General features: G+C 47.4%; 23 protein-coding genes. 8 read left to right on the top strand and 15 right to left on the bottom strand.

Features of this window, described 5'->3' with window-relative positions; all coding sequences use genetic code 11:
- The first annotated feature begins 30 nt into the window (after positions 1–30).
- Positions 31–2,064: a methionine--tRNA ligase gene (gene metG, locus MHM93_RS09650; RefSeq protein ID WP_239448929.1), complete on the top strand. Its 2,034-nt coding sequence runs from the start codon at positions 31–33 to the stop codon at positions 2,062–2,064.
- A gap of 48 nt (positions 2,065–2,112) precedes the next feature.
- On the opposite strand, the gene MHM93_RS09655 is transcribed toward metG, so the two are convergent.
- On the bottom strand, positions 2,113–3,096 hold the full coding sequence (locus MHM93_RS09655) for an NAD(P)H-quinone oxidoreductase (protein ID WP_239448936.1): 984 nt from the start codon (positions 3,094–3,096) through the stop codon (positions 2,113–2,115).
- 175 nt (positions 3,097–3,271) lie between these two features.
- Between MHM93_RS09655 and MHM93_RS09660 the strand changes: the two genes are divergently transcribed.
- Positions 3,272–4,516: a DNA-binding protein gene (locus tag MHM93_RS09660; protein ID WP_239448938.1), complete on the top strand. Its 1,245-nt coding sequence runs from the start codon at positions 3,272–3,274 to the stop codon at positions 4,514–4,516.
- 34 nt (positions 4,517–4,550) lie between these two features.
- Here MHM93_RS09660 and MHM93_RS09665 read toward each other — a convergent pair whose 3' ends face one another.
- Positions 4,551–4,949, bottom strand: a complete 399-nt coding sequence (locus tag MHM93_RS09665) for a hypothetical protein (RefSeq protein WP_239448940.1) — start codon at positions 4,947–4,949, stop codon at positions 4,551–4,553.
- A 163-nt stretch (positions 4,950–5,112) separates the two neighbouring features.
- On the opposite strand from MHM93_RS09665, the gene MHM93_RS09670 reads away from it, so the two are divergent.
- Both MHM93_RS09670 and MHM93_RS09675 read left to right on the top strand, forming a co-directional pair.
- Positions 5,113–6,048, top strand: a complete 936-nt coding sequence (locus MHM93_RS09670; protein ID WP_138510187.1) for a LysR family transcriptional regulator — start codon at positions 5,113–5,115, stop codon at positions 6,046–6,048.
- A 101-nt stretch (positions 6,049–6,149) separates the two neighbouring features.
- Positions 6,150–6,539, top strand: a complete 390-nt coding sequence (locus MHM93_RS09675; protein WP_239448941.1) for a hypothetical protein — start codon at positions 6,150–6,152, stop codon at positions 6,537–6,539.
- Here the strand turns inward: MHM93_RS09675 and MHM93_RS09680 are convergent.
- Positions 6,513–7,712, bottom strand: coding sequence for an isocitrate/isopropylmalate family dehydrogenase (locus tag MHM93_RS09680; RefSeq protein ID WP_239448943.1), 1,200 nt, complete (start codon positions 7,710–7,712; stop codon positions 6,513–6,515). The two genes, MHM93_RS09675 and MHM93_RS09680, sit on opposite strands and share 27 nt — an antisense overlap.
- A 101-nt stretch (positions 7,713–7,813) precedes the next feature.
- Between MHM93_RS09680 and MHM93_RS09685 the strand changes: the two genes are divergently transcribed.
- Positions 7,814–8,662, top strand: a complete 849-nt coding sequence (locus MHM93_RS09685; RefSeq protein ID WP_239448953.1) for a hypothetical protein — start codon at positions 7,814–7,816, stop codon at positions 8,660–8,662.
- Here MHM93_RS09685 and MHM93_RS09690 read toward each other — a convergent pair.
- Positions 8,634–9,173, bottom strand: a complete 540-nt coding sequence (locus tag MHM93_RS09690) for a dienelactone hydrolase family protein (protein ID WP_239448962.1) — start codon at positions 9,171–9,173, stop codon at positions 8,634–8,636. The two genes, MHM93_RS09685 and MHM93_RS09690, sit on opposite strands and share 29 nt — an antisense overlap.
- Before the next feature lie 105 nt (positions 9,174–9,278).
- Between MHM93_RS09690 and MHM93_RS09695 the strand changes: the two genes are divergently transcribed.
- A complete protein-coding gene (locus MHM93_RS09695) occupies positions 9,279–10,175 on the top strand; it encodes a TIGR02285 family protein (RefSeq protein ID WP_239448964.1) in 897 nt (298 codons plus the stop codon).
- Positions 10,176–10,185: 10 nt separating this feature from the next.
- Here MHM93_RS09695 and MHM93_RS09700 read toward each other — a convergent pair whose 3' ends face one another.
- The 5 genes from MHM93_RS09700 to MHM93_RS09720 form a co-directional block, all read right to left on the bottom strand.
- On the bottom strand, positions 10,186–10,764 hold the full coding sequence (locus tag MHM93_RS09700) for a YceI family protein (protein WP_045978641.1): 579 nt from the start codon (positions 10,762–10,764) through the stop codon (positions 10,186–10,188).
- Positions 10,757–11,320 carry a cytochrome b gene (locus MHM93_RS09705; protein WP_239448966.1) on the bottom strand — a complete coding sequence of 188 codons (564 nt, stop codon included), beginning with the start codon at positions 11,318–11,320 and terminating at the stop codon, positions 10,757–10,759. The genes MHM93_RS09700 and MHM93_RS09705 overlap by 8 nt, the downstream gene beginning before the upstream one ends.
- A 98-nt stretch (positions 11,321–11,418) precedes the next feature.
- The gene (locus MHM93_RS09710) at positions 11,419–11,946 is read right to left on the bottom strand and encodes a GNAT family N-acetyltransferase (protein ID WP_239448968.1); all 528 of its coding nucleotides are present in this window, start codon (positions 11,944–11,946) and stop codon (positions 11,419–11,421) included.
- Positions 11,947–12,012: 66 nt separating this feature from the next.
- Positions 12,013–14,172 carry a prolyl oligopeptidase family serine peptidase gene (locus MHM93_RS09715; protein WP_239383868.1) on the bottom strand — a complete coding sequence of 720 codons (2,160 nt, stop codon included), beginning with the start codon at positions 14,170–14,172 and terminating at the stop codon, positions 12,013–12,015.
- Between the two features lie 287 nt (positions 14,173–14,459).
- Positions 14,460–15,017, bottom strand: coding sequence for a MarR family transcriptional regulator (locus tag MHM93_RS09720; protein ID WP_022943615.1), 558 nt, complete (start codon positions 15,015–15,017; stop codon positions 14,460–14,462).
- A 184-nt stretch (positions 15,018–15,201) separates the two neighbouring features.
- Between MHM93_RS09720 and MHM93_RS09725 the strand changes: the two genes are divergently transcribed.
- Both MHM93_RS09725 and MHM93_RS09730 read left to right on the top strand, forming a co-directional pair.
- Positions 15,202–15,621, top strand: coding sequence for a hypothetical protein (locus tag MHM93_RS09725; RefSeq protein WP_239448970.1), 420 nt, complete (start codon positions 15,202–15,204; stop codon positions 15,619–15,621).
- A gap of 88 nt (positions 15,622–15,709) precedes the next feature.
- Complete coding sequence (locus MHM93_RS09730) at positions 15,710–16,624, top strand: M14 family metallocarboxypeptidase (RefSeq protein WP_239448972.1); 915 nt, start codon at positions 15,710–15,712, stop codon at positions 16,622–16,624.
- An 83-nt stretch (positions 16,625–16,707) separates the two neighbouring features.
- Here MHM93_RS09730 and ccoG read toward each other — a convergent pair whose 3' ends face one another.
- From ccoG to MHM93_RS09760, 6 genes are all read right to left on the bottom strand, one after another.
- Positions 16,708–18,087, bottom strand: a complete 1,380-nt coding sequence (gene ccoG, locus MHM93_RS09735) for a cytochrome c oxidase accessory protein CcoG (RefSeq protein WP_239448981.1) — start codon at positions 18,085–18,087, stop codon at positions 16,708–16,710.
- Positions 18,088–18,251: 164 nt separating this feature from the next.
- Positions 18,252–19,679, bottom strand: coding sequence for a sigma 54-interacting transcriptional regulator (locus MHM93_RS09740; RefSeq protein WP_239448990.1), 1,428 nt, complete (start codon positions 19,677–19,679; stop codon positions 18,252–18,254).
- Between the two features lie 73 nt (positions 19,680–19,752).
- Complete coding sequence (locus MHM93_RS09745) at positions 19,753–20,316, bottom strand: DUF1439 domain-containing protein (protein WP_239448992.1); 564 nt, start codon at positions 20,314–20,316, stop codon at positions 19,753–19,755.
- Entirely contained in the window at positions 20,313–23,021 is a 2,709-nt protein-coding gene (locus MHM93_RS09750; RefSeq protein WP_239448994.1) for a DUF349 domain-containing protein, read from the bottom strand. The genes MHM93_RS09745 and MHM93_RS09750 overlap by 4 nt, the downstream gene beginning before the upstream one ends.
- The gene (locus tag MHM93_RS09755) at positions 23,011–23,292 is read right to left on the bottom strand and encodes a DUF1315 family protein (protein WP_022943608.1); all 282 of its coding nucleotides are present in this window, start codon (positions 23,290–23,292) and stop codon (positions 23,011–23,013) included. Before MHM93_RS09755 ends, MHM93_RS09750 begins: the two co-directional genes overlap by 11 nt.
- Entirely contained in the window at positions 23,289–23,618 is a 330-nt protein-coding gene (locus MHM93_RS09760; protein ID WP_022943607.1) for a hypothetical protein, read from the bottom strand. Before MHM93_RS09760 ends, MHM93_RS09755 begins: the two co-directional genes overlap by 4 nt.
- Positions 23,619–23,637 lie beyond the last annotated feature (19 nt).

Below are 23,637 nucleotides of genomic sequence, written 5' to 3' on the forward strand. Positions count from 1 at the left end.
TAACCCTATCTGAGATGGAATGAGCACTTTATGGCAAAGAGAAAAATTCTCATAACAAGCGCCCTGCCTTACGCCAATGGCCCAACACATTTAGGCCATTTGTTAGAGTATATTCAAACTGATATCTGGGCCCGTTTTCAAAAATCCCAAGGCCATGACGCCTACTATGTGTGTGCTGATGACGCGCACGGCACGCCCATTATGCTCAATGCCCAAAAGCAAGGCATTACCCCTGAGGAAATGGTCGCCCAAGTCAGTGTTGAGCGCCAGCGTGACTTTGCTGACTTTAACATCGAGTTTGATAATTACCACAGCACGCACTCAGATGAAAATAAAACGCTGAGTGAATTGATTTATACCCGTCTTGATACTGCGGGCTATATTAAAAAGCGGACCATCTCACAACTTTTCGATCCCGAAAAAGGTATTTTTCTTCCAGATCGTTTTGTTACCGGTACTTGCCCTAGCTGTGATGCCGAAGATCAAAACGGTGATAGCTGTGACGTTTGTGGAGCGACCTACGCACCCACCGAACTGAAGTCACCGCGCTCGGTGATGTCCGGCGCCACTCCAGTGCTAAAAGACTCTGAACACTACTTTTTTGATTTACCCGAGTTTGAGGGCATGCTCAAACAATGGCTGCACTCCGGCTCAATTCAACAAGAGATGGCCAATAAGCTGGATGAATGGTTTGCCGATGGTCTACAGCAGTGGGATATAAGTCGTGATGCGCCTTACTTTGGCTTTGAAATCCCCGGTGCGCCTGGCAAGTATTTCTATGTTTGGTTGGATGCGCCCATAGGCTACATGGCCAGCTTTAAAAATCTTTGTGATAAAAGCGACTTAGATTTCGATGCTTTCTGGAAAGAAGGTGCCGACGCCGAACTCTATCACTTCATCGGTAAGGACATCATTTATTTCCACAGCCTATTTTGGCCAGCCATGCTTGAGGGTGCAGGGTTTAGAAAACCAAGCAATATCTTTGCTCATGGCTTTGTCACCGTCAATGGCGCAAAAATGTCTAAGTCAAAAGGTACTTTCATTAAAGCGCGTACTTATTTAGAGCACTTGGACCCAGAGTATCTGCGTTACTACTTTGCCGCTAAACTCGGCAGTGGCATCACTGACTTAGATTTAAATCTCGAAGATTTTGCCCAGCGAGTTAATTCTGATTTGGTAGGCAAGGTAGTTAACATAGCGAGCCGCTGCGCCGGGTTTATCACCAAAAAGTTCGACGGTACACTCTCTAGTGATAACGTTGAAGCTGAGCTTATCGCTGAGTTTGCCGCTGCACGCCAAAGCATCGCTGATCACTACGAAGCCAGAGAATATGGCCGCGCTGTGCGCGTGATCATGGCGCTGGCGGATAAAGCCAACCAGTACATCGACGCGCAAGCTCCGTGGGTCTTAATCAAAGACGAAAATACCGCGAAGCAAGCTCATGATGTGTGCAGTGTGGGGATCAACTTATTCCGTATACTGATGACGTACTTAAGCCCCATCCTACCTGGTATGGCCGCAAAAGTGAGCAGCTTCCTCAACGACGACTTAGCATGGGATAAGGTAGACACCGTTTTGGTTGATCATAAGATCAATAAGTTCAAAGCCTTAATGCAACGTGTCGATATGGACAAAGTGAATACTATGCTTGAGCAATCAAAAGAAAGCCTCGCACCGGCGGCTGCTACGCCAGCGCCAGATGCCAATAATGGTGAAATTGATAAAGACCCTATTGCCGATGAAATCGAATTTGATGATTTTGCTAAAGTGGACTTACGCATCGCGAAAATTGCCAATGCAGAGCATGTGGAAGGTGCCGACAAGTTGCTCAAGCTAACCCTTGATTTAGGGGGCCCACAGCGTCAGGTTTTTGCTGGTATAAAATCAGCGTACGCACCCGAGCAACTTATTGGCAAGCACACGGTCATGGTCGCAAACCTTAAGCCAAGAAAAATGCGCTTTGGCCTATCAGAGGGCATGGTGTTGGCTGCTGGACCAGGCAAAGAGGATATATATATTCTTGAGCCCCATGATGGCGCCAAACCCGGTATGCGGGTTATGTAATACCGCCAAAAGGCCAGCATATGCTGGCCTTTTCAATTTAGGGCTGCTTTAGCGCTCGTCTAACGATTCATGTGTAAGCACCACTTTGCCTAAATTAGCATTATCTTGTAGAACTTGATGCGCTGACATGGCCTTTTCCCAAGGGAAGATAGAATCAATGACTGGCGCGATGTGGCCACTGTTTAATGCATCGCCAAACGTACGCTTTAGGTTATCAACCAGTTTCGCCTTATAATCGGGAGTACGATTACGCAGCGTCGACCCTATCAGCTGAGCTCGCTTTTGCAATAGCTTGGCACCATCAAATTGCTCACTATAGCGCCCCCCTAGCAGCGCTAAAACGACAATGCGACCATCCATATTAAGCACCGACAAGTCGTCATTCAAATACCCACCGGCAACAGGATCAATAATGAGATCGGCGCTGAGCCCTTCGGCCTTCATCACCTCACGCCAATTGTGTTGACGATAATTAATCGCTTTATCTGCGCCATGAGCTAAACAAAATTGTTTCTTGTCATCACTGCCGACGGTCACGACCACCTGCGCTTGCAAATATTTTGCAAGGCTAATAGCCGCAGTGCCCACACCGCTCGCACCAGCATGTACTAAAACCGTGTGCTCTGCGCCAAAATCAGGGTATTGTGCAATGGCATCAAAAGCGGTCAAAAACACCTCACAAAATGCCGCGCCTTGAGCATGGGAGAATGTTGCCGGTTTAACAATACAATGACGTATATCGACGGCTACAAATTCACCGTATCCTCCGCCCGCGCAAAGCGCCATCACCTGCTGCCCTAACCATTGCGACGCTACGCCTTCACCCAATGCAACCACTTCTCCGCACACCTCGAGCCCGAGGATCTCACTATCACCTGGCGGTGGCGGATATTTTCCTTGACGCTGTAAAAGATCGGCGCGATTCACTCCCGCTGCGTTTACTTTTATTAACACTTGCCCGCGAGCCGCTGCTACAGTGGGCGTTTGCGCTATAACTAGCTGTTTATTTTCGTTTAAGTCAATTGTTAGCATTGTGTAATACCGTTTGATCGTAGTATGATGTAAACGTAATTTTAAAGGGACAAACCTACAACTAAAATAGTAATTACGAGCAGCCAACGATCTTTTAGCTCCGATATTTTTATTAGAAGCACTTTTTCTTGGCCGTTTTAATGCTATCCTAAATGTCTGTTGGGAGGATAGGTTGATGACACAATATAGTGAAATAAAAGCAGTGTGCGATGAATTGCACCAAGCCGGTACACCAATCACGTTAGCAACATTGCTCGAGCGTGTGGATGGTGATCGCGCTACCGTACTCGAACATTACCGTCAGTGGCGTAGCGAGGATCGCTCGGCCCGGCCACAAGATAGTCAACAGCCTACCAAAGTGACCGACTTAGATATCGAGTTTTCTGAACAGTTTATCCATGCCTTCAAGGCGCAAACGCAGGCCTTTGCTGATGCGCAAGTCGAGCCCGTGCAAGCACAGCTTGACGAGATGCGTGAGGCTGAGCAATTAGCCATTCAAAGCCTTGAAGATCTACAACAGAATTACGATCAACTTGCTGAGCAAAATGAACAACTCCAAAAGCAGGTCGATGCTCGCCAGAGCCAGCTCGACGAACAAGCTGCGCAGTTGGCTGAACAAACACAGAATATTGAACAGCTACACCAACAGGCGCAAGACACTGAGCAAGAGCATCAGCAGAAACTTGCAGGCTTGCAACAGCGTATTGAGAATTTTGACAACGACTATGCGGCTTTGGCGCAAGAGCGTGATGAAATTCAACGCCAACATGATGAGTTAAACCATCAGCACCAACAGCTCGAGGAGCTTAAAGCCCAACTCGACGCCAGCGTTGCCCAATTACAGGCGCAACTCGAAGAGCAACAGCCACTTGTTGATAAGCTGAAAAATGAAAACAACCTGCTGAAAGAACAAAGTGCAGTAGCCGCCAAGCACCAAGCTAGCCAACGCGAAGATATTCGTCAGTTGCGTGAGCAAAACAAAGAGCAAGGCGAACAACTCAGCACCATTCAAAGTGAAGCAGAACAGGCCAAGCAAGATAATGAGAAGTTACACGAGCAAGTACGGTTCTTAAAAACCAACTCCGCTTCTACCATTGAGCGCCTTACTGCAAGTAACGAGCAGTATCAGCACAAGATCAAAGAGCTTGAAGAGCAACTGGTGGCTAAGGACAGCGAGTCTGCAGACACCGTAGCTGAGAATAAACGCTTGAAAGAACAAATCACCTTTCTTAAGCAAAATTCAAGCTCCACGCTCGAGCGCCTATCTAAAAGTGCAACCTTGGCTCAAAGCCGCCTAGGTGAGTTAGAGTTGAGCTTAGCCGAAACTCACGCTGAACTTGAACGCTTGCGTTCTGAGGAAGACGGTGAAAGCGCAAAAAAGAACTCGGATGATGATATGGACTCCATCCAGTCAGCATAGGATAAAAGGCGCTATTACAGCGCCTTTTTAGTGCTCACTGAGCAACTCGTTGCCATACTTCATACTCTACCAGTTCACCATCTTGATAAAGCGTGTGATGCCATAACGGCTCTTTGATCTCATAGTCAAAAACCAATTCTTTGCCTAACAAAGAGGGAATGTTGCCATAATCAACATGCTCTATGAATGCATCTTCTGTAATCTCATACCGCCCACCAGCGGCATAATGAAATTCGCCATTTTTTTGCGTGATGTAATTAAAGTGGCCGCCACTTAGGACCTTTACTGAGGTCACATCAGGAGCCTCAGCATAGAACACCTGTCCCTCACTGTAATACTCCCCTTTTACAAATTGCCAGCTCCCCTCTAGCGGGTGGGCCTCGGTGACATGAGCCGCGAATACACACGTAATTCCAACAATATATTTCAACATAAACCTTCCTTTTTCTTACAGGATACGGCGCTTTAAGGGTCGGTAAAAGTGAAAATTGCTCACTATCACTGCTGGAAATAGCCGTTATTTTCTAGTGAGTTAGCTATATACAGTAGGCTAAGCTAGAGTAAATAACAGCAGTAATAAGGGGTGCGACCTGAGCATGAACCTAAGACAAATTGATTTAAACTTGTTGGTCTATTTGAACGTGTTGATAGAGGAATGTAGTGTGTCTGCGGCTGCAAACCGCCTCGCTCTTACCCAAAGTGCGATGAGTAACGCGCTCAAGCGGTTGCGTGACTTATTTGCTGATCCACTTCTTGTGCGCAGCGGCAGCACCATGCTTTGCACGCAAAAAGCATTGGCACTCAAACCCGAACTCGAACAGTTCATCGCTCTCGCACAAGGGATCACGTCACAACAGCAGCCTTTTGATGCCAAGACAAGTAGCCACACATTCCGAGTAATGGCCAATGAATTTCTTGTCAGCTCGATGTTGGTGCCCCTGATCAAAGAGCTCTGTTGTCATTATGCAGACATCCACATAGACTTAGTTAATCCCAGTGATGTCACTCTCAGTGAACTAGAGCAAGGTCAGGTAGACATCGCTATAGACCGTTTCATGCGTCTACCGTCTTCATTCCATCAAAAAACCTTGTGGCGCGACAATTACTGTTGCCTGAGCGATCAATCACACCCAATACAACAGGATACCTGTTTGGAGAGCTACTTATCAGCACCACATATTTGGCTTAACCGCAGTGGCTTTGGGCCTGAACCCTTGGTCAAAAATCGTGAGCCACAAAAGCTTGGCTGGGTTGATCAGGCGCTCATGCAACTGGGTGAGCGCCGGAATATCCGTGTGTATGCACGTCAACATAGTTTAATACCGAGCCTGTGCGAACATTCCCAGCTTATTGCTACGCTACCGAAACGCTTAGCTGAACATCTGGTCGCGACGAGCAGCCAAAAACTCGCTATTTGCCCGGTGCCCTTTCCCATCGTGCCCATCAGTGTATCCATGCTTTGGAGCCCGCTTGTCCATCATAACAATGCCCATGTTTGGCTCCGCCAACAACTGCTGCAGTTTGCACATTGATTTCATCAATACTAATAATGGATACCACCCATTTCATAAATAGCACTTTCACCCATACAGTTATAGTGACGCTGACAAAATGAGCCATAACGGAGGCAACTATGCAACAACGACACTACACCCACTATGACTGCATCCACATTAATGCTGATCTTGATACCTTTATTCGTGCTCAGTTAGATGCTTGCGGCAATGCCATCCATATTGAAGAATTTTACCAAGCACTGGCACAACTGAATGACGAGTTTGGCGGCCATTGTCGTGCCTGTGGCGATAATACTTTAACATTGGATGCTCTGCGCGAGCACTATCCTAACGCTGCCCTAGTCGACTCACGTGCTGCAGATATTCTCGATGAAGACAATTGTCCGGTCCCCGTAAGCATTTTATTTGTCATGCTTGATGAGTTAGGGCTGGCACCGAAATTAGGCAATACCGATACGGTTCGCTTACGGGCACGACAGTTACTGCGCGGCGCGATTGCGGCTTAGATATTGCTCAATCGCCGTGATCACCGCGTCTGTGGACACCTGTGGCAGTTTATGAGTACGGGTGTCGAGTTGAAACAACTGCGGGTAGTGGCTGATGACATGCTTAAGCGCGTGAAATAACCGCGTACTTGCTTGCTCCAGGCCTAAGTGTTGTAGCAATAACACACCCGCCCATAGCGTTGCACAAGGGTTGGCAACACCCTGGCCTGCGATTCGTCGAAATGGACCATGACTGGGCTCAAAGATAGCCATCTCGTTATTACAATTAATGCTGGGAATAATGCCTACGCCCCCGACCAGCGCCGCTCCTAAATCAGCAATCAAATCCCCTGCGAGATTATTACACACCAACACGTCAAACTCTGATGCGTACTGCGGTAAACGTTGCATTACCCGATCGAGCATCATGAACTCGACTTCAATACTTTGGCCAGTGTTGCTACGTAGCTGATAATACTGCTTGCAGGTGCTTAATGTAACCTCATGATGCTGCTGCAGGTAGGCCAGCGCCCAACGTTGGAATTGCCCTTCAGTAAGCTGCCAAGCATTACTTTTATGTACAATAGTGAGCTTTGTGCGATGATGCGCTAAGGCATAGTTGAGTGCTTGCGCGACTAGTCGCTCGGTCGCGGCTTGCGAGCAGTTCTTGATCGCTAAGGCGCAGTTATCAGCAAAGCGAAGCTTGTAATAACCTAACTCCTGCTCCAATACCTCGATTAAACGCGACGCATCACTGCTTTGAGCGGCCAATTCAATACTTGCAAAGCTATCCTCACTGCACTCACGAAAGACCACCATATCAATAGCGCCACTGTTTTTCAGAGGGCTTGGCAAACCATCGAGTGCTTTAATCACACGCATATTGCAAAATAAATCGAGCTCTTCACGTAAAGCAATGTTCAAGGAGCGAAACCCACCGCCAATGGCACTGCTCATCGGCCCTTTTAAGGCTACTTTGAGCGCTCTTAGCTGCGTAATTGTGGCCTGCGGAAACCACTCGCCATCGCCTTCTCTAGCTGCTTGCTCACCGAGCAATAAAGCATGCCAGTCAATGCCGTACTGACCATGGTAGGTAAGCGCAACCACCTGATCAATCACGGCGCGTACATACGGCATTATCTCCGGGCCGATACCATCGCCATCAATATAGCCCACCTCGAAATTATGCATCATAATGATTGTAATAAAGTTCAGCTTACAGAGATCTTGTTATAACAATCAGTAGTACAATTCGCTAATCAACCGTGACTTTGTTTAGCATTCATAGGATCAATATGCGCATTTATGTTGCCATCATAGTCTTGGCCTTTCTAACTCCCTGCACTAGTGCAAACACGCACTGGCAATTGAACTTCGAAAGCTACGCAAGTGATGAGCGCCAACAACAGCTACAAGCGTGGGTAAATACCGCAGTAGACAATACCTACAAACAGCTTGGAGCCCTTAATTATAAGCATGTTGACGTGAGCATTAGTCAACCTGTGTTTACCACTGAAGCTGTGCCTTGGGGGGAGATAAAACGCGGGCCACCGGTGCAAGTGGTGCTCGAAATTGGACGTTTTGCCGATATAAAGCGTATACGCAAAGACTGGACTATTTATCATGAGTTGGCGCATTTATACATGCCCTATCTCCCCGCCAAAGATAGGTGGTTAAGCGAAGGGTTTGCCACTTTGATGCAAAACTACACCATGCTCCATGCAGGCATATACAATCGCGGGCAATTCGAACACCGTCTACAAGCAGGATTAGCACGCGGTGAAGCTAACACACGCATCAAGCAAGGGCCGCTTAGTGAAGTCAGTGCTACCATGTGGCAACGCCAAGCCTATCAACGTGTTTATTGGTCTGGCGTTGCCTATTTTATTGAAGTAGAGAATGAACTCGCACGCCAAAAGCTGAGGCTAAGCGATGTCATTGCACGTTATAATCACTGTTGCTTTCGCCCACGCAGCAGTGCCAAAGAATTTATCAGTGCCCTTGATGGCATCGCAAAGACACCAGTGTTCTCAAATTTGTATAGTCGCTATCGACTGCGTCATGACTTTCCTACTATCAAACATGCCCACATAGCGCGCTTAACCATCAGCGAGGTCAACCTCGGCGCCGCCACTGGGCAATAAGGGCGTTGCCGTAATCACGTGCCTGAGCGCTGGAGCTCGATGCAAGTGGATTCATAAAGCCATGCTCATAGGCACTGCGATGGCAATGGATACGCGGGTGTGACAGTGTCGCCATCAGCTGTTTTACGTCAAATGCGCTTTCATGACGAGCAAAAATAATGTCCGTGTTACAGCTTGGCACTAAATCGACATGGTGCCTTATTTGCGTTGGGTAAAATAACAGGGCACGAGAGACATTTCGAGTTTGACTTATCGCGCGCCATGCGGCACTTGCCCCCGCACTAAAACCAATGACGTCAACCTGCCTAAAACGCTCAAGGGTCTGCATAACACGGTGCAAATACTCATCATGGCCACCTTTTGCAATGAACTGCTGATAGGCTTGATGTTGCTGTGTAGTTGGCAACGCTGTGTCATTGGCACATAGTAATGTCGCATCGAGGCTCTTGGCGAGCGCTTGCGTCGCCTGCGTTTTAGAAAAAATATCGGATAGTAACAGTAATTTAGCCATCATCGCCCCCCCTGCTAGGCAAACGACGATTATAAAGCAAGCTTGATAAAGTTTATATTTATTTATGTTCTTGATTCTGAAACATAAACAAAGCTGCTACACTCAATGAACAAGGTATTAATAAATGCAGTAAGCTTTATGTTGCGTCGGTATCCACTTATATTGCTCTTAGGCTTCGTGCACTCGCTCACAGCATATGCAAATGAGCGCCAAACGATACGCTGGCTGGTGTTTGACTTTGCCCCCTATTATATTATGAGTGACACACATCAAGGTGAAGGGCGAGATGAGCAAACCATCGCCCTGTTGCAGCAACAACTGCCTAATTACCGGTTCGACTATGTGCATATCCCAGGCAGTCGTGCTATCCATGAGCTCAGCAACCCGCAAAATACCTACTGCATCTTATCCTTGTACAAAACCCAGCGTCGCCTGGACAAGCTGCTGTTTACTAATAACGCTTCAACCGTGGGACTTTCTCCTGCATTGGTGATGCGTAAGGAGCTTGCTAATACGTTAGGGTTGGTAGAAGGTGAGCCGGTATCGCTGAGCCAATTGCTCGCTGAACAAGGCCTGCGGTTAGGGTTACCGATGAACCGCTCTTATGGCAAAGAGCTTGACCACATCATCAACCACAGTCCACGCGGTAGCCTAGTCACTCGTCCGGGCAAAGACGTACTCGCCAGCCTGACTTATATGTTGATCAAAGAACGGCTCGATATGCTCGTTGGTTACCCGAGCGAGCATTATTACTTGGCATCAAAAATGGGAGTGAAAGAGCAAATGGCTATTTTTCCTATCGCCGAGGTCGCGCCCATTAGTCACGGCTACGTGGGGTGCAGCAATACCGCCTTGGGATCTGAACATATTGATATTATCGACACCGCGTTAGAAAAAATAACAACAACCGATAGCTTCCAGCAAGTAATGATGCGCTGGCTGCCACCACAATTGAAGCCACGCTTACAACAACAGTTGCAAACGCGGCTAAAAGCACAGTAAGTCGAAAATATTACTTACGTACACCTTCTATCGATAGCTCGATGTCAACATGAGTCGATGCTGGTCCGAGGTTATAATCAATATTGTAATCTTTAAGCGCTAGCTGGGTGTGCCCTAAAAAGCCGACGCGGTAGCCACCCCATGGATCATCCCCTTCGCCAATTTTTTCTATATCGAAGCTAATGGTTTTGGTTACACCATTGAGGGTAAATTCGCCCGTTACTTTACCATTAGTATCATCGCTAAAGCTGATATCGGTACTTTTGAAGGTCGCTTTAGGGTGCTCACCAACATTTAAGAAATCGTCACCACGCAAGTGCTTATCACGCTCAGCATGGTTAGAATCAATACTGCTGGTGTCTATCACCACATTGATCTTTGACTCGTTAGGTTTATCAGCGTCATAGCTGAAGTCGCCTGAGAAAGTATTAAAGCGGCCATATAGCCAACTATAACCTAAGTGCTGAATTTTAAAGTTAACAAAGGCATGCGCCCCTTTGGTATCGATAACATAATCAGCAGCAAGTGCGGCTGAACTGGATGTGAGTAAAGCGGCGCCAAGCGCAAGTTTAGTAAGTGATTTATTCATGATTATCTCCTTTTGTCGCTTTGAGCATACGCGTCAAAGTGCGATCTCGATTAATAAAGTGATGTTTTAATGCCGCTAGGGCGTGTAACGCAGCAAAAATAATTAAGCTCCAAGCCACATACTCATGGATTAATCCAGCGATATCCTCTTGGTTATCAATGAATTCGCCCATTGAAGGGACTGTGAATAATGAGAACACCTCGATACCGCGCCCATCTGCAGTTGAGATTAAATACCCGGTCATCAGTAATACAGCTAGCAACACATAGAGTAGCCCATGGGCGATGTGTGCTAGGCGGTTTTGCCATACCAAGGTCGGATCAGCCGCGCGCGGAGTCACCTGAGTAATACGCCACACTAAGCGCAGTACAAACACCAGTGCTAGCGTAATACCGATGCTTTTATGCAAATCCAATGAGCCTTTGTACCAGCTGTCGTAGTAACTCAAATCAACCATGTACAAGCCCAATCCAAACAGCCCAAACACAGCTATAGCCACTAACCAGTGCAGAAATATAGCTATCCATCCATAGCCATATTGAGTATTTTTTAACATCGCTCATTCTCCTTAATAACTGCTAATAGCTTAAATCAGCCGTTGCGAAAAAAACATGGCGCTGGCGCAATGCTAAGTGTGCGTAAATGCACAAAACTTTATTCACCATCGCTGAAAGTGCGCTTAAATAGCCAATCCTCCACTTCTTCGCCATTGATATAATAGCCGTTATAGCCTTGGCAGTGCTGAGTGAAACCCTGCTTTAATAAAAGCGCTCGTGACGCCTCATTGCCGGCAGTAACTGTGGCTGTATATTCGCGCAGACTAAATTGACTGTGCCCATGCTCAAGCAACGCATGCAGGGACTCACTCCCCAACCCTTGCCCTTGGTATTGTGGTAGGAGCATAAATCCCAACTCTGCTAGGTGCTCACCGTGACGATAAAACCCCGTGACCCCGATAAGCTCACCGCTTCGCTTTGCAATGGCCCACGTATACCAACAAGGCTGCGCACTCGTAGGGTTTAAACGTTGTTGAAAGCGTTCTTGCACCTCATCAATTTCCCCTATATCCGCCACATAGCGCATCACCTCGGGATGTTGATGTAGGGCATAAAATACTGGCCAATGTGCTGCTCGCAATGGCTGATGTTGCAATCGAGACGAGTGAAAATCCATTAATGACATGCTCTAGTGCTCCAAAAAAGCCGAGCGCTAAGCTCGGCTTCGATACGTATATAACGCGATAAATTATTAAAGCTTTTTAATACCCATGTTGTAGAGAGTAAAGCCATAAATATCAGCGTATTGCTCAATGGTTTTACTGGTTGGTGTGCCAGCACCATGCCCGGCATTGGTTTCAATGCGGATCATCACTGGATTCTCACCTTGGTGCTTATCTTGAAGCTCTGCTGCGAACTTGTATGAGTGCGCTGGAACCACACGATCATCGTGATCGCCTGTGGTAATTAAAGTTGCAGGATAGTGCACACCTGGTTTTACATTGTGAACCGGTGAGTACCCTTTTAGGTAATTAAACATTTCTTTGCTATCTTGCGCCGTACCATAGTCGTACGCCCATCCCGCACCTGCGGTGAAAGTATGGTAGCGCAGCATATCAAGAACACCGACCGCTGGCAGTGCTACTTTGAATAAATCAGGGCGCTGGGTCATTACCGCCCCCACTAGCAAGCCACCATTTGAACCGCCACGTACAGCAAGGCGCTCACTGGAAGTGTAGTCGTTATCAATAAGGAACTCTGCGGCAGCAATAAAGTCATCAAACACATTTTGTTTTTCTAACTGGGTGCCCGCTTTATGCCATTTTTTACCGTATTCGCCGCCACCGCGTAAATTAGCTACCGCGTATACTCCGCCCTGCTCAAGCCATGCAGCCGTTGTGGCGCTAAAGCGCGGCGTCAAGCTAATATTAAAGCCACCATACCCGTATAAAATAGTAGGCGCCTCACCGTTGAGCTTAGTGCCTTTTTTATAGGTGATGATCATGGGTACTTTCGTGCCGTCTTTAGAGGTGTAGAATACCTGTTTAGACTCGTACTGTGAGGGGTCAAATTTAGCACCTGACTCTCTATAAACCTGAGATTCTCCGCTTTGTACGTCAAAGCTAAAAATAGTGCCCGGAGTCTTATAGTTAGTGAAGGTGTAATACAAGGTCTGTTGCTCTTGTTTACCGCCAAAGCCAGAAGCCGTGCCGACACCCGGTAACGCGATTTCTCGCACTAGCTTACCGCTTTTATCAAACTGTTTAACTTGTGAAATGGCATCGACCATATAGCGAGCAAAGAAATAACCGCCGCCCTTTGATAGATTTAGCACATTGTCTGTTTCAGGGATCAGGTCTTGCCAATTTTCAGGAGCTGGGTCCTTCGCATCCACCGTAACCACACGCTTGTTCGGCGCATCTTTGTTGGTTACTAAAAACAGTGTGTCACCTTCGTTGTCAATGACACTGGTGTCATAGGTAATATCATCAATCACCGTGACCAGTTCACTGTTTTCATCTGTCAAATCTTTGATAAAGAGCTTGTTGCCTGATGTTGATACCGCTGCGGAAATAACCAAGAAACGCTCATCCGAGGTCACCGCTGCGCCAACATAGCGATGTTTTTGCGCCTCAGTGCCACCAAAGATGAGTTGATCGTCTTTTTGCGCCGTACCTAGCTTGTGGTAATACAGTTTATGCTGGTCTGTTTTTGCTGACAGTTCACTGCCCTCTGGCTTGTCATAGCTTGAATAATAAAAGCCGTCGTTGCCTAACCAAGAAATACCGCTGAACTTAACATCCACTAAGGTTTCACCAAGCTGCTTTTTGCTCTCGGTATCAAGCACAATCACTTTACGCCAATCACTGCCGCCCTCTGAGATTTGATACGCTGCTAAAGAGCCATCCTCACTAAAGCTAATGCCAGCAAGCGACGTCGTACCATCTTCACTAAAAGTGTTAGGGTCTAAGAAAATTTCTGCCTCACCCTCTCCTTTTTGACGATAAAGTACATATTGGTTTTGCAAGCCGTCATTTTTGTAAAAATAGGTGTAGTCACCTTCTTTAAAGGGGGCGCTGACTTTTTCGTAATCCATTAGCGTCTTAAGACGCTCTTTTAGCTCGTCTCGGTAAGGAATTTGCTCGAGGTAGTCAAAAGTGACTTGGTTTTGTGCCTCAACCCATTTAGCGGTCTCTTCGCTCATATCGTCTTCTAACCAACGATAGGGGTCAGCAACTTGCTCGCCAAAATAACTATCGACTACGTCACCTTTGCGAGTATCCGGGTAGTTTATCTGGGCGACCTGTTTTTCAGGCTGTTCTAGTTGTTCATTTTGCTGTTGTGAAGCAGGCTTTTCGCTGCATCCTGTTAGGGCAATGCATACCGCAACTGCGAGAGATTTTTTAAGCATAATTTTTTCGTATTTTGTTGTTAGAATCGAAGTTAAATTAGCGCTCTAGCTGTCTATTGTCCAGCGAAGCGAGACAGTTTCGCGTTTAAAAGCCCTATAAAAAAGAAAACCAACCTGAGTATTCAGGTTGGCTATCTGGCTGGTTGCATGCCTGTTAACTTATTATTAACTCAAAACTGGCTTTTTTGCTCAACTTTTTCGTTATATAGCGACATTTAATTATATCGTTGAGTAATTTTGAACAATCATCCTGTACGTCGGCCTTGCCCTCTGCTGACTCAATCAAGCTAACTTTCAGGAGTTGATTTACCAGTGAACTTGTCACGCATATCAAGCATTTTGGTAACCCCCGCTCCCAGTTTCATCAACGTTGAGAGTTTTTCAGGGCTTAACCGTTGCAGCTCTCCCGCCCACTGGGTGATCATTTCCAACAAATCATGAATTTCCAGCATACGCTGCTGGGCGTATTGCTCTGCCTGGTTATTAGGTTCATCAAGAAGGTTATCGCGCAAAAGGCTTAAGGTTGGGTCAATTTCACGTTTTTGGCGCTGCTCAAATACGCGATTAGCCATTTGCCAAATCGTCCCTGCTGGTTGATAGTACTCTTTACGATCCCCTGGCTTATGTTTGGTGGCGATCAACTGCCACGAATTGAGCTCTTTAATGCCCATACTGACGTTACCACGGGAAATATGAAGCGTCTGCGAAAGTTCATTCGCACTGAGTGGCTGTTCACTGAGTAACAATAGCGCGTACATTTGCCCTATTGTGCGATTAAACCCCCAGCGGCTTCCCATCTCTCCGCAATGCATGACGAATGCTTGCATCTTTTCAGTCAATTCCATGCGCGCTGCCTTATTTTCTGTATTTTCTGAAATTATCAGCATTTATAAGGGATAGCGCAAGTGTGAATGTTAACCCTGAGTAAATCACAAAGAAATCGTATTAATTTTAGACAAAATAGTCGTTTTTCCTCTTTACATCACTAGTAGATTGATTAAAATCTCGCCTCTTCAAAAAGGAGTGTGAATGTTTAACTACAACGGTACAAATGGTTCGTATCAGCTCAGCTTACAAGAACAAATCGTCACGGCGTCTTTTGTCGGCGCGATTAACAGCCGCATGCTCGAATCATTCGCATCGCAATTGCAATCAATCATCAACGACAGCGCGTTGACCCATTGGGGTTACATTAGCAACTCTCAGCGTTTAAGCGCTGCAACCCCAGATGCGCAGCAAAAGATGATTGCACTGGCTAAGCACATGCGTGCTCATGGGTGTCAAGCTTCGGCCTTTGTCATTGACTCGGCGATTGCCATTAGCCAACTAGACAAGGTACGTCAATCGTTGCATTTAGAAGGCAACACCCGCGATATCATCTTCAGCTGTTATGATGAAGCGCTGCGATATGTAAAACAGCAGCTTAATCCCTTGGGGCTGGGCAGTTAACATGAATGTGCAAGTCAGCTCGCCAGAGTTGACTTTCATGTACACCTCTCTAAGCTGCGCTCATCACCATAGAGTTTAAGGAAGGGTTATGAGCGAGCAACACACATATCCAATTGGTATCGCTGGGCAACCATGGTCGAGCGAACACCGTCAACAATGGCAAGCACAGCAAACTGTGCAGCGCAGCTACGCCGATGAAGTGGTAACGAAAGTTAAGGCACTAGCCGACAACTGGGATATCATTGAGTATGGGCAGTTACCCTATGAGCAAAGTTACCCCTTGTTCGCACTAAAGCATAAGCAGTGGCAAAAAGGCCGCCCTATCGCCTTAGTGACCGGTGGCGTGCATGGCTATGAAAGCAGTGGTATTCACGGCGCTCTCGCCTTTGCCAAGCAGGTTGAGCACGCGCAAAGCGCTAACTTCAATATTCTCGTAGTGCCCTGCATCAGCCCTTGGGGTTACGAGACGATTAATCGCTGGAATCCGGATGCCAATGATCCGAACCGGTCATTCTTTGAGGGCTCCGTGGTGCCTGAAGCGCAGTTGTTATTAGACTTTATCGCTCCTTTTAGTAGCGACATTCTGCTGCATATTGATTTGCACGAAACCACTGACAGCGATAATTCCGAGTTCCGTCCAGCACTTGCCGCACGCGAAGGAGTCGTAAATCACAATTGGAATATCCCTGATGGCTTTTACCTTGTCGCCGACAGCGAGCGTCCGCAAGCGTCCTTTCAGCGCGCCATTATCGATGCCGTGGCGAAAGTCACACACATCGCCCCTGCCGATGAGAATAACCAGCTTATCGGCGCTGATTTGGTGCAACCTGGTGTCATTGAATACGCTGGACGTAAATTAGGTTTGTGCATGGGCTTAACGCCAGCGCCCTACGTCACCACTACCGAGGTGTACCCAGATAGCCCGCAGGCAACTGAGCAAAACTGCATCGACGCCCAAGTGGCGGCGGCCAATAGCGCCATTGCCTTTGTTGCCGCATTGTAATTTGGCACTTGGCGTAAAAAAGGGTCACATCCAGTGACCCTTTTTTGTCTCTTTACCTTTATAAGCGTGGTAGCTCACACTGCTTATTTGTAAAAGCGTGTTTCTTTGCGCTGCTGCGTACTCGGATCGCTCGCTTGCTCAACAACAAACGTCAAAGTGCTCACTTTTTTGGCCAGTGCGTAGCCATCAATACTGACTGTCACGGGGATCTCTTTTTGCTCTCCCGGAGCTAAAGAAAGGCCGCCATGCACCGCCAGCTTCGCCCCTTCTAAGCCAGCAATACTGATTTGATACGCTTGCTGCTGTTGGGTTTTATTGACCACCGAGATACGGTAGGGATTCTCAACCCAGCCTCGATAATCTGTACGCGACAACTCGCCCCTATCACGACTAACGTACACCTCCAATGGTGTGCGACTGCTCAACCACCACGCCATAACCACAAATACCAGCACCGTCATCGCTGCATAGCCCAATAGCTTCAGCCGCAGTATAGAGGTTTTACCTTCCTCCTGTTGGCGCTCACTGGTGTAACTGATAAGACCCCGAGGATAGTTAAATTTATCCATGGTTTGATCGCAGGCATCAATACATAAACCACAGTTAATACACTCATATTGAAGACCATTGCGAATATCGATACCAGCCGGGCACACCTCGACGCACAGCTTACAATCAACACAATCCCCCAGTGCGAGCTCTTCACGTGCAGCTTTACGTTTGCGCGGTCCTCGGGTTTCACCGCGTTCACTGTCGTAACTGACGATCAGGGTGTCTTTATCGAACATCACTGATTGGAAACGCGAATAAGGGCACATATAAATACACATTTTCTCGCGCAGCCAACCGGCATTACCATAGGTGCACAAAGCAAATAAAAACACCCAAAAGCTGGTTAACCCACCCCAAGTGAAGGCTAACATCTGTGAATAAAGCTCCTTGGCGGGAATAAAGTAGCTCATAAAAGTGGTTGCGGTGAAAAATGCAATGCCAAGCCAAGCTGCATGTTTGGCTGCTTTTTTCATCAATTTGCTAAAGCCCCAAGGCTGTTTATCGAGCTTTATACGCTGATTACGGCTTCCCTCAATGCGGTGCTCGACCCAGGTAAACAGTAACATCCACACCGTTTGTGGACACATATAGCCGCACCATACGCGCCCCAGCCAATTAGTCACAAAAAATAAGGCGAAGGCACCAGCCATAAATACCCAAGCTAGGATCATAAAATCTTGGGGAAAGAACGTAATAGAGAATATCCGGAATTGTTGTTGCGCCACATCCAGCAACACCGCCTGCTGGCCTTGGTAAGAAATCCAAGGAAGGGCAATAAAGGCAATCATCAATGCCCAACTCATAACCCTACGAATGCGCTGGTAACGGCCTTTTTGTTCACGAACATAAATAGGCCCAGACTGCTTATAGGGCTTAATGATGAGATCTTCTTCTTTAATATCGAACTTCATAATACTTGCTTGTCATTGCTTGAGAACAAGCGGGTATTCGCAAGTCTTGTGCCATAACAATAAGTATTAAAATCTATAGATTTCAGTTAGTTAAAAAAAAGCCTGGACGCATAATAACGATATATCGACACCTTTGACGATATATCGACACCCCTGCCTATTTTTTACTCGCGGTTGACGCCCAATTTTTGCATTTTTGAGCGCAGTGTACTCGGTGCCAAACCGAGCCGTTGCGCGGCTCCGCCCTGTCCATTGATACGTCCACCGCACATAGATAACACATATTCAATATAACGCTTTTGCTCACTATCAAGGGTTCTTATCTCTGTGCCCTCTCCGCGCGCCGCCTCCGATAATTGCATGTCATCGATATGCACAACAGGGCCTTGCGTGAGAATAGCGGCTCGTTCGAGAATGTTCTGCAGCTCACGCACATTGCCCGGCCAGTGATAGGACTTAAGACGGTTAAGACCGCGCGCACTGATACCAGTGAATTGCTTGGCCAGCTTCTGTGACAGCTTACTGAGTAACTGCGCCACCAATAACTCTAAATCTTCAATGCGTTCGCGCAGCGCTGGCACCCGTAGCGGAAAGACATTGAGGCGGTAATACAAGTCCATGCGGAAGCTGCCATGTTCAACCATGGCCCATAAATCGCGGTTAGTGGCGGCGATAAGGCGAATATCTACTTTCAGTGTTTGCTGCCCACCGACCCGTTCGAACTCTTGTTCTTGTAATACTCGCAACAGCTTACTTTGTGCCTCTAACGGCAGCTCTGCGACCTCATCTAAGAATAACGTGCCTTTGTGCGCCAATTCAAAGCGCCCTTTGCGCCGCTGCTGAGCGCCGGTAAACGCGCCTTTCTCATGACCAAATAACTCGGACTCAATTAAGCTCGCACTAAAAGCCGCACAGTTCACCTTAACCAAGGGTGCGTTGCAACGCTGGGAGCGATTGTGTAGCTGTCGCGCAATCAGCTCTTTACCGGTGCCATTTTCACCGAGGATCAGTACCGTACTGTCAGTTTTAGCCACCAGCTCAATCTGTTGCATCATTTGTTGAAAAATTACCGATTGACCCACTAAATCGCTGTCTTGCCACTGCGCATTGATCTCTTCTAGTAAGTAGCGATTTTCTGCCTGCAACTGTTCGCTAAGCTCATTTACTCGTGAGAGTGCTTCGCGCAACGCCTGCTCAGTGCTGCGCTGCTGAGATACGTCACGAAATATCGCCACAGCACCAATAAGCTGTTGATCTTTATAAATAGGTGTGGAGGTATATTCCACTGGAAATTGACTGCCATCTTTACGCCAAAACACCTCGTTGCTAATCGTCCGTGGTTGGCCGTCGACCACAGTGCGATAGATTGGACACTCACAGGCTGGGTAATCACTGCCATCAGCATGGCTATGGTGGTGAAAACGGTGGATCTGCTGACCTAGGAGCTCGCTGGCTTGCCAGCCAGTCATACGCTCTGCTGCCGGATTGATAAAGACCGCATTACCATCGCGGTCAAAGCCATAAATACCCTCTCCTGCAGCATCAAGCAGCAGTCTAGGATCATGAAGAAAGTGTTTGAGTGATTGGTCCATTACTCATTCCAAGCGAGGTAACGACATATCGTTACTATACTCGCTTGGCAAGGAGATAAACAGAGGCGGCTGACTATAATCCGCTGGTTAGGGTAATTTCACCGGGTTTGACAGCCAGAGCAAGGTCAAAGCGCGATAACAAAGCTTGCTTCGGATCTTGGCTATTGAGGGTATAGACCGGGTATTGACGTAGTGCTTGCGTGACGATGTCTTGCACCTGTTGCGACAGCGGTGCTAGCTTGCCTCGGTACCCCATGGCATCAACGTCGGCGTTAATAATAGTGAAGTCTTGCAGATAAACCGCGTCGTCATCATTGTTGAACACTGGCTTTGCGGCAATACTCAAGCGTACACGCACAGGAACTTTTAATGCCAAAGCTTGGACAAATACAGTGTTATCAACACTGAGTTGTACACTGTCGGGGTGTTGCTTAGGGCCAATATCGACGCCGACATCGTTCACTTGCATGCGCATAGGCATGCCCATGAGCTCGACCTCACCTTGCAAACGCTCACTATTAGATTGCAAGTTCTGCTCCAATTGCGTTGCACTGAGCGAATAAACCGACACAGGGGCGTGCGACGCACACCCCGCTAAGCTAAGTATCCAAACGGCGACGATTAAAAACTTTTTCATTGACTCTCCACGGCTTCGAGCACGCTAACAATACGATTAAGCTGTTGTTGTTCCCCTAGACATTGATGTTGCTCATTAACCCCAACGGCGTTAAGCCAGGCAATAAGCAAATCATCCAGGCCATAAGCCACACCTTGGTGCTTTTCATCAAGCATGGTCACTTGCTCTTGCATACGCAAACTGGCGTCACTGGATGGACTGTCAATATTAGCTGTCACTTCTAGGCGAACAAGTAATTGTTCAGCGGATAATGCTAGCTTGCTGTCGCTTAACCAACGCTTATCAACCGCCTGTCCTTGCGACAGTGCACTGCGTAGCTGTCGATAGTGCGCATGGCGCTGTGCCGCCTGAAGTGTATGTAGCGACTGTTGGGCCTGTGCCAGTAGTTGCTTTTTCATATCCTGCAACGGCCGCTCTACGTTGAGCGCCGATACAGTATGCACCACTTCTTGGTAATCCCCAGCTTCCTTACATGCACTCAGTTGTTGTTGCAGTTGCGATAACTGTGTTTGTTGCTCATTGAGCAAATCATTATGTACCTGCTGGCGCTGTTCTTTGGCCTCATCACGCTGAGCAAAAACAGCATCGTTTATACGTCGAAACGCTAACCATAATTTACGTTCTTTACTCTTACCCGCGAAGCCCACTTGCTGCCATTGTTGTTGCAAGTCTTTCAATGTATGGGTGGCGGCAAACACATCTTGCTGCTGTGCCTGATGAGCCTGCTCAAGCAGAGCCTCTTTGGCACTGGCATTATGCTGGTAATAATCTTGTACGCGCTCAGCAATCGCCGTTTGTGCTTCGTTGAACGCTTTGTTGAGCTTATGATAAAGCTTGCTCTCTAACCGTTTAGCACCGCGCCACTGCTTTAGTAGCTGATTAAATTGGGCTTCTAAAGACACAATATCATGATCCGCTTGCTGTGCTTGAGCATCGAGAGTTTGCATCTGCGTAATCAACGCCTCGCGCTCAGCCACCGCCTGCTCCTTTTGTGCCTGCTGCTCAGCAAAATAGTCGCGACAGGGCGCAAACGCGGTTTCGATTTGTTGTTCAAACTCTTGCTTAGCTTGCGCCTCTACGTGCGGGCCCAATAGTTGCCAGCTTTTACGTAACTTTTTCACTGCGGCTAAACGCTCATTGGCATCGTCACAAGGTGATTGCGCCAGCTTGAGCGCGGCCTCGAGCAACTGCGTCTGCTGTGATTGCCCAGCATACTGATGCCAATCTTCAGCCTCGCTCAAGGTTGTCTTCAAGCTTTCATATTCTCGGCTGACTTGTTGGCGGTAATGCTCGGTGAGCTCTTGATACAGCGTCTCTAACCCATTAAACACGCCGAAAGCAACGCGGTAGCGACCTTGATTAATTAAACGACGCAAGTCTTTTGTCTTTTTGCGCGCTTGGTTAAGGGTTTGCTGCTGCGCATCTAATAGTGGCTGCATCTGCGCAAACCATGCCTTTTTAGCTTGCTGGTATGATTGGTGCCATACGCCAGCAAGCTCTTTAGGTAAGGCCGACAAACTCTGTTGAACCTCTTTCGCAAGCTCAGTCTCACGCATAAGCGCTGCATCAAGCTGAGCTGAGGTTTCAGCAACCGCCATAGCTTGATATTCCTTTAGTCGCTCCCGCAACTGCTCCACATCTTGCTCATAGGCACTAAGTTGTTCAACTTGCTTAAATAAACGCTTGAGCTCTTGGCGCTGACTAGTCAGCTCAGCTCCAGGCTGTAAATCGGGGCTTTGCAACATATCTTCAGCTTGCGCTACTTTGGCATGTAACCAATCGGTTTGAATTTGCTCATTTCCATCGAAACGTAGCGCCATGGCATTGCTGATCTCTTCCGCTAGCGCGCTTAAGTTGGCCAATGCCAACACACTGCGTTGCTGCGCTTGTTGTTGCGCCTGTTGACGCTCATATTGTTCGCCAAGAATAGCGATATGACGCTCAAGCTTGTTTTTCAAAACGGCAAATTTCTCATCGTTTTGCGCTCGCAATTCTTCATCGAGCCACTGGGTCTCTAGTTGAGCAAACTGATGGCTGAACTGAGTGTATTGAGTCGTGACCAGTTGGTAGTCGTTTTTATCGCGCAAAGCGTTCAGCTGCGCCAACAAGAGTTTACTCTGCTGCGCTACCTGTTGTGGCATGTGCGCTGCTAATTGCTGCTCTTCAATGGCCTGTGTCAACCGTGTTTTCGCTTCGCCTTGAGCATGCTTAACCAACTTATCTGCTAACTGGGCATTAATCACTAACGGACACAACTGCAGCTGCAAGGCTTCGTCTGCACTTCTGAACACCTGTTCGGTGAGCTGCGGTTTATTAAGGCGATTAATTAATTTAACTTTCGTTGCTGTGGTTTTCTCTGCTAATGCTAGTTGCTCTAACGTTTTCTCATTGGCGAAACGCTCTAAGTATCGGTCTTTATCTGCGCTCGACAAAGCCTGAGGTGAATGCAATAGCACTTCTGCCACTTTTTGATTGGCCAAGCGCTTAATACCCGGCTCGGCGTCACTTTGGCAAGCCTGCCACCACAAATCGATGTCATTGAGTTTTTTTAGTGCTGCCGAGCGCACTTTACTGCTCGGGTCTTGGCTGGCTAATTGCTGCAATATAGCATGGTGTTGTTGATTATCGAGCTGAGACAATGCCCCTAGGCGCGTGCTCTCATTAGGGTGCTTCCACTTTGGTTTGAATAACTGCTTAAAGATCATTTTCACTAAACCTGGCTATCTCATTGTCTGCTTTGAACTGCTTTTTAAGTTCTTGTTTGGATTTTTGTACTAGCTCACCATTTTCACCAACGGTGAACTGCTCGTCGCTTTTAAGTACTTTGGCTTGATACAACATGACCAACTGCACTGTTTGTTGTTTTTGTTCGTCACTTAGGGGTGTCCCATCCGGCCATTTACCAGTGGCGGCACCATACTGCAGGCGCTCAAAGGTTTGCGGAGTAATTGCTTGGACTAACTGCTCAATATTCATAACTTCTTTCTTTTCAAAAATACCAAACGAACGCGATTAATTAGATACCAGATAAACCCGAGAACGATGGCGCCGTAACAGGCATTTTGCTGCCATGAGCCAGGCTCAGGCTGCTGCCAATACAACACTAAGAAGCCACCAAGGAAAAAGATCAAAGCAATGAAAGATTGATTCATCAACCCCTGTTGCTTTTGCAGTTTAGTTCGCGCGGCTAAACGGCGCTGGTCTTGCTCGTTCATTTGTTCTAGAGCGATATTGCAATGGGGACAGGACTGATGTTTGTCGGAAATCGACTTTTGGCACTGTGGACATGAAATGATGGCCATGCTTACTCCTATTTGCAAC

Origin of the sequence: Pseudoalteromonas sp. MM17-2, assembly GCF_022347945.1 — a bacterium.
Taxonomy (GTDB): Bacteria; Pseudomonadota; Gammaproteobacteria; order Enterobacterales; family Alteromonadaceae; genus Pseudoalteromonas; species Pseudoalteromonas ruthenica.

Excerpts from the sequence above, each read along its gene's own strand:
- metG (WP_239448929.1), top strand. The coding sequence starts at position 31 with ATGGCAAAGAGAAAAATTCTCATAACAAGCGCCCTGCCTTACGCCAAT.
- MHM93_RS09655 (WP_239448936.1), bottom strand. The coding sequence starts at position 3,096 with ATGCTAACAATTGACTTAAACGAAAATAAACAGCTAGTTATAGCGCAA.
- MHM93_RS09660 (WP_239448938.1), top strand. The coding sequence starts at position 3,272 with ATGACACAATATAGTGAAATAAAAGCAGTGTGCGATGAATTGCACCAA.
- MHM93_RS09665 (WP_239448940.1), bottom strand. The coding sequence starts at position 4,949 with ATGTTGAAATATATTGTTGGAATTACGTGTGTATTCGCGGCTCATGTC.
- MHM93_RS09670 (WP_138510187.1), top strand. The coding sequence starts at position 5,113 with ATGAACCTAAGACAAATTGATTTAAACTTGTTGGTCTATTTGAACGTG.
- MHM93_RS09675 (WP_239448941.1), top strand. The coding sequence starts at position 6,150 with ATGCAACAACGACACTACACCCACTATGACTGCATCCACATTAATGCT.
- MHM93_RS09680 (WP_239448943.1), bottom strand. The coding sequence starts at position 7,712 with ATGATGCATAATTTCGAGGTGGGCTATATTGATGGCGATGGTATCGGC.
- MHM93_RS09685 (WP_239448953.1), top strand. The coding sequence starts at position 7,814 with ATGCGCATTTATGTTGCCATCATAGTCTTGGCCTTTCTAACTCCCTGC.
- MHM93_RS09690 (WP_239448962.1), bottom strand. The coding sequence starts at position 9,173 with ATGGCTAAATTACTGTTACTATCCGATATTTTTTCTAAAACGCAGGCG.
- MHM93_RS09695 (WP_239448964.1), top strand. The coding sequence starts at position 9,279 with ATGAACAAGGTATTAATAAATGCAGTAAGCTTTATGTTGCGTCGGTAT.
- MHM93_RS09700 (WP_045978641.1), bottom strand. The coding sequence starts at position 10,764 with ATGAATAAATCACTTACTAAACTTGCGCTTGGCGCCGCTTTACTCACA.
- MHM93_RS09705 (WP_239448966.1), bottom strand. The coding sequence starts at position 11,320 with ATGTTAAAAAATACTCAATATGGCTATGGATGGATAGCTATATTTCTG.
- MHM93_RS09710 (WP_239448968.1), bottom strand. The coding sequence starts at position 11,946 with ATGTCATTAATGGATTTTCACTCGTCTCGATTGCAACATCAGCCATTG.
- MHM93_RS09715 (WP_239383868.1), bottom strand. The coding sequence starts at position 14,172 with ATGCTTAAAAAATCTCTCGCAGTTGCGGTATGCATTGCCCTAACAGGA.
- MHM93_RS09720 (WP_022943615.1), bottom strand. The coding sequence starts at position 15,017 with ATGGAATTGACTGAAAAGATGCAAGCATTCGTCATGCATTGCGGAGAG.
- MHM93_RS09725 (WP_239448970.1), top strand. The coding sequence starts at position 15,202 with ATGTTTAACTACAACGGTACAAATGGTTCGTATCAGCTCAGCTTACAA.
- MHM93_RS09730 (WP_239448972.1), top strand. The coding sequence starts at position 15,710 with ATGAGCGAGCAACACACATATCCAATTGGTATCGCTGGGCAACCATGG.
- ccoG (WP_239448981.1), bottom strand. The coding sequence starts at position 18,087 with ATGAAGTTCGATATTAAAGAAGAAGATCTCATCATTAAGCCCTATAAG.
- MHM93_RS09740 (WP_239448990.1), bottom strand. The coding sequence starts at position 19,679 with ATGGACCAATCACTCAAACACTTTCTTCATGATCCTAGACTGCTGCTT.
- MHM93_RS09745 (WP_239448992.1), bottom strand. The coding sequence starts at position 20,316 with ATGAAAAAGTTTTTAATCGTCGCCGTTTGGATACTTAGCTTAGCGGGG.
- MHM93_RS09750 (WP_239448994.1), bottom strand. The coding sequence starts at position 23,021 with ATGATCTTTAAGCAGTTATTCAAACCAAAGTGGAAGCACCCTAATGAG.
- MHM93_RS09755 (WP_022943608.1), bottom strand. The coding sequence starts at position 23,292 with ATGAATATTGAGCAGTTAGTCCAAGCAATTACTCCGCAAACCTTTGAG.
- MHM93_RS09760 (WP_022943607.1), bottom strand. The coding sequence starts at position 23,618 with ATGGCCATCATTTCATGTCCACAGTGCCAAAAGTCGATTTCCGACAAA.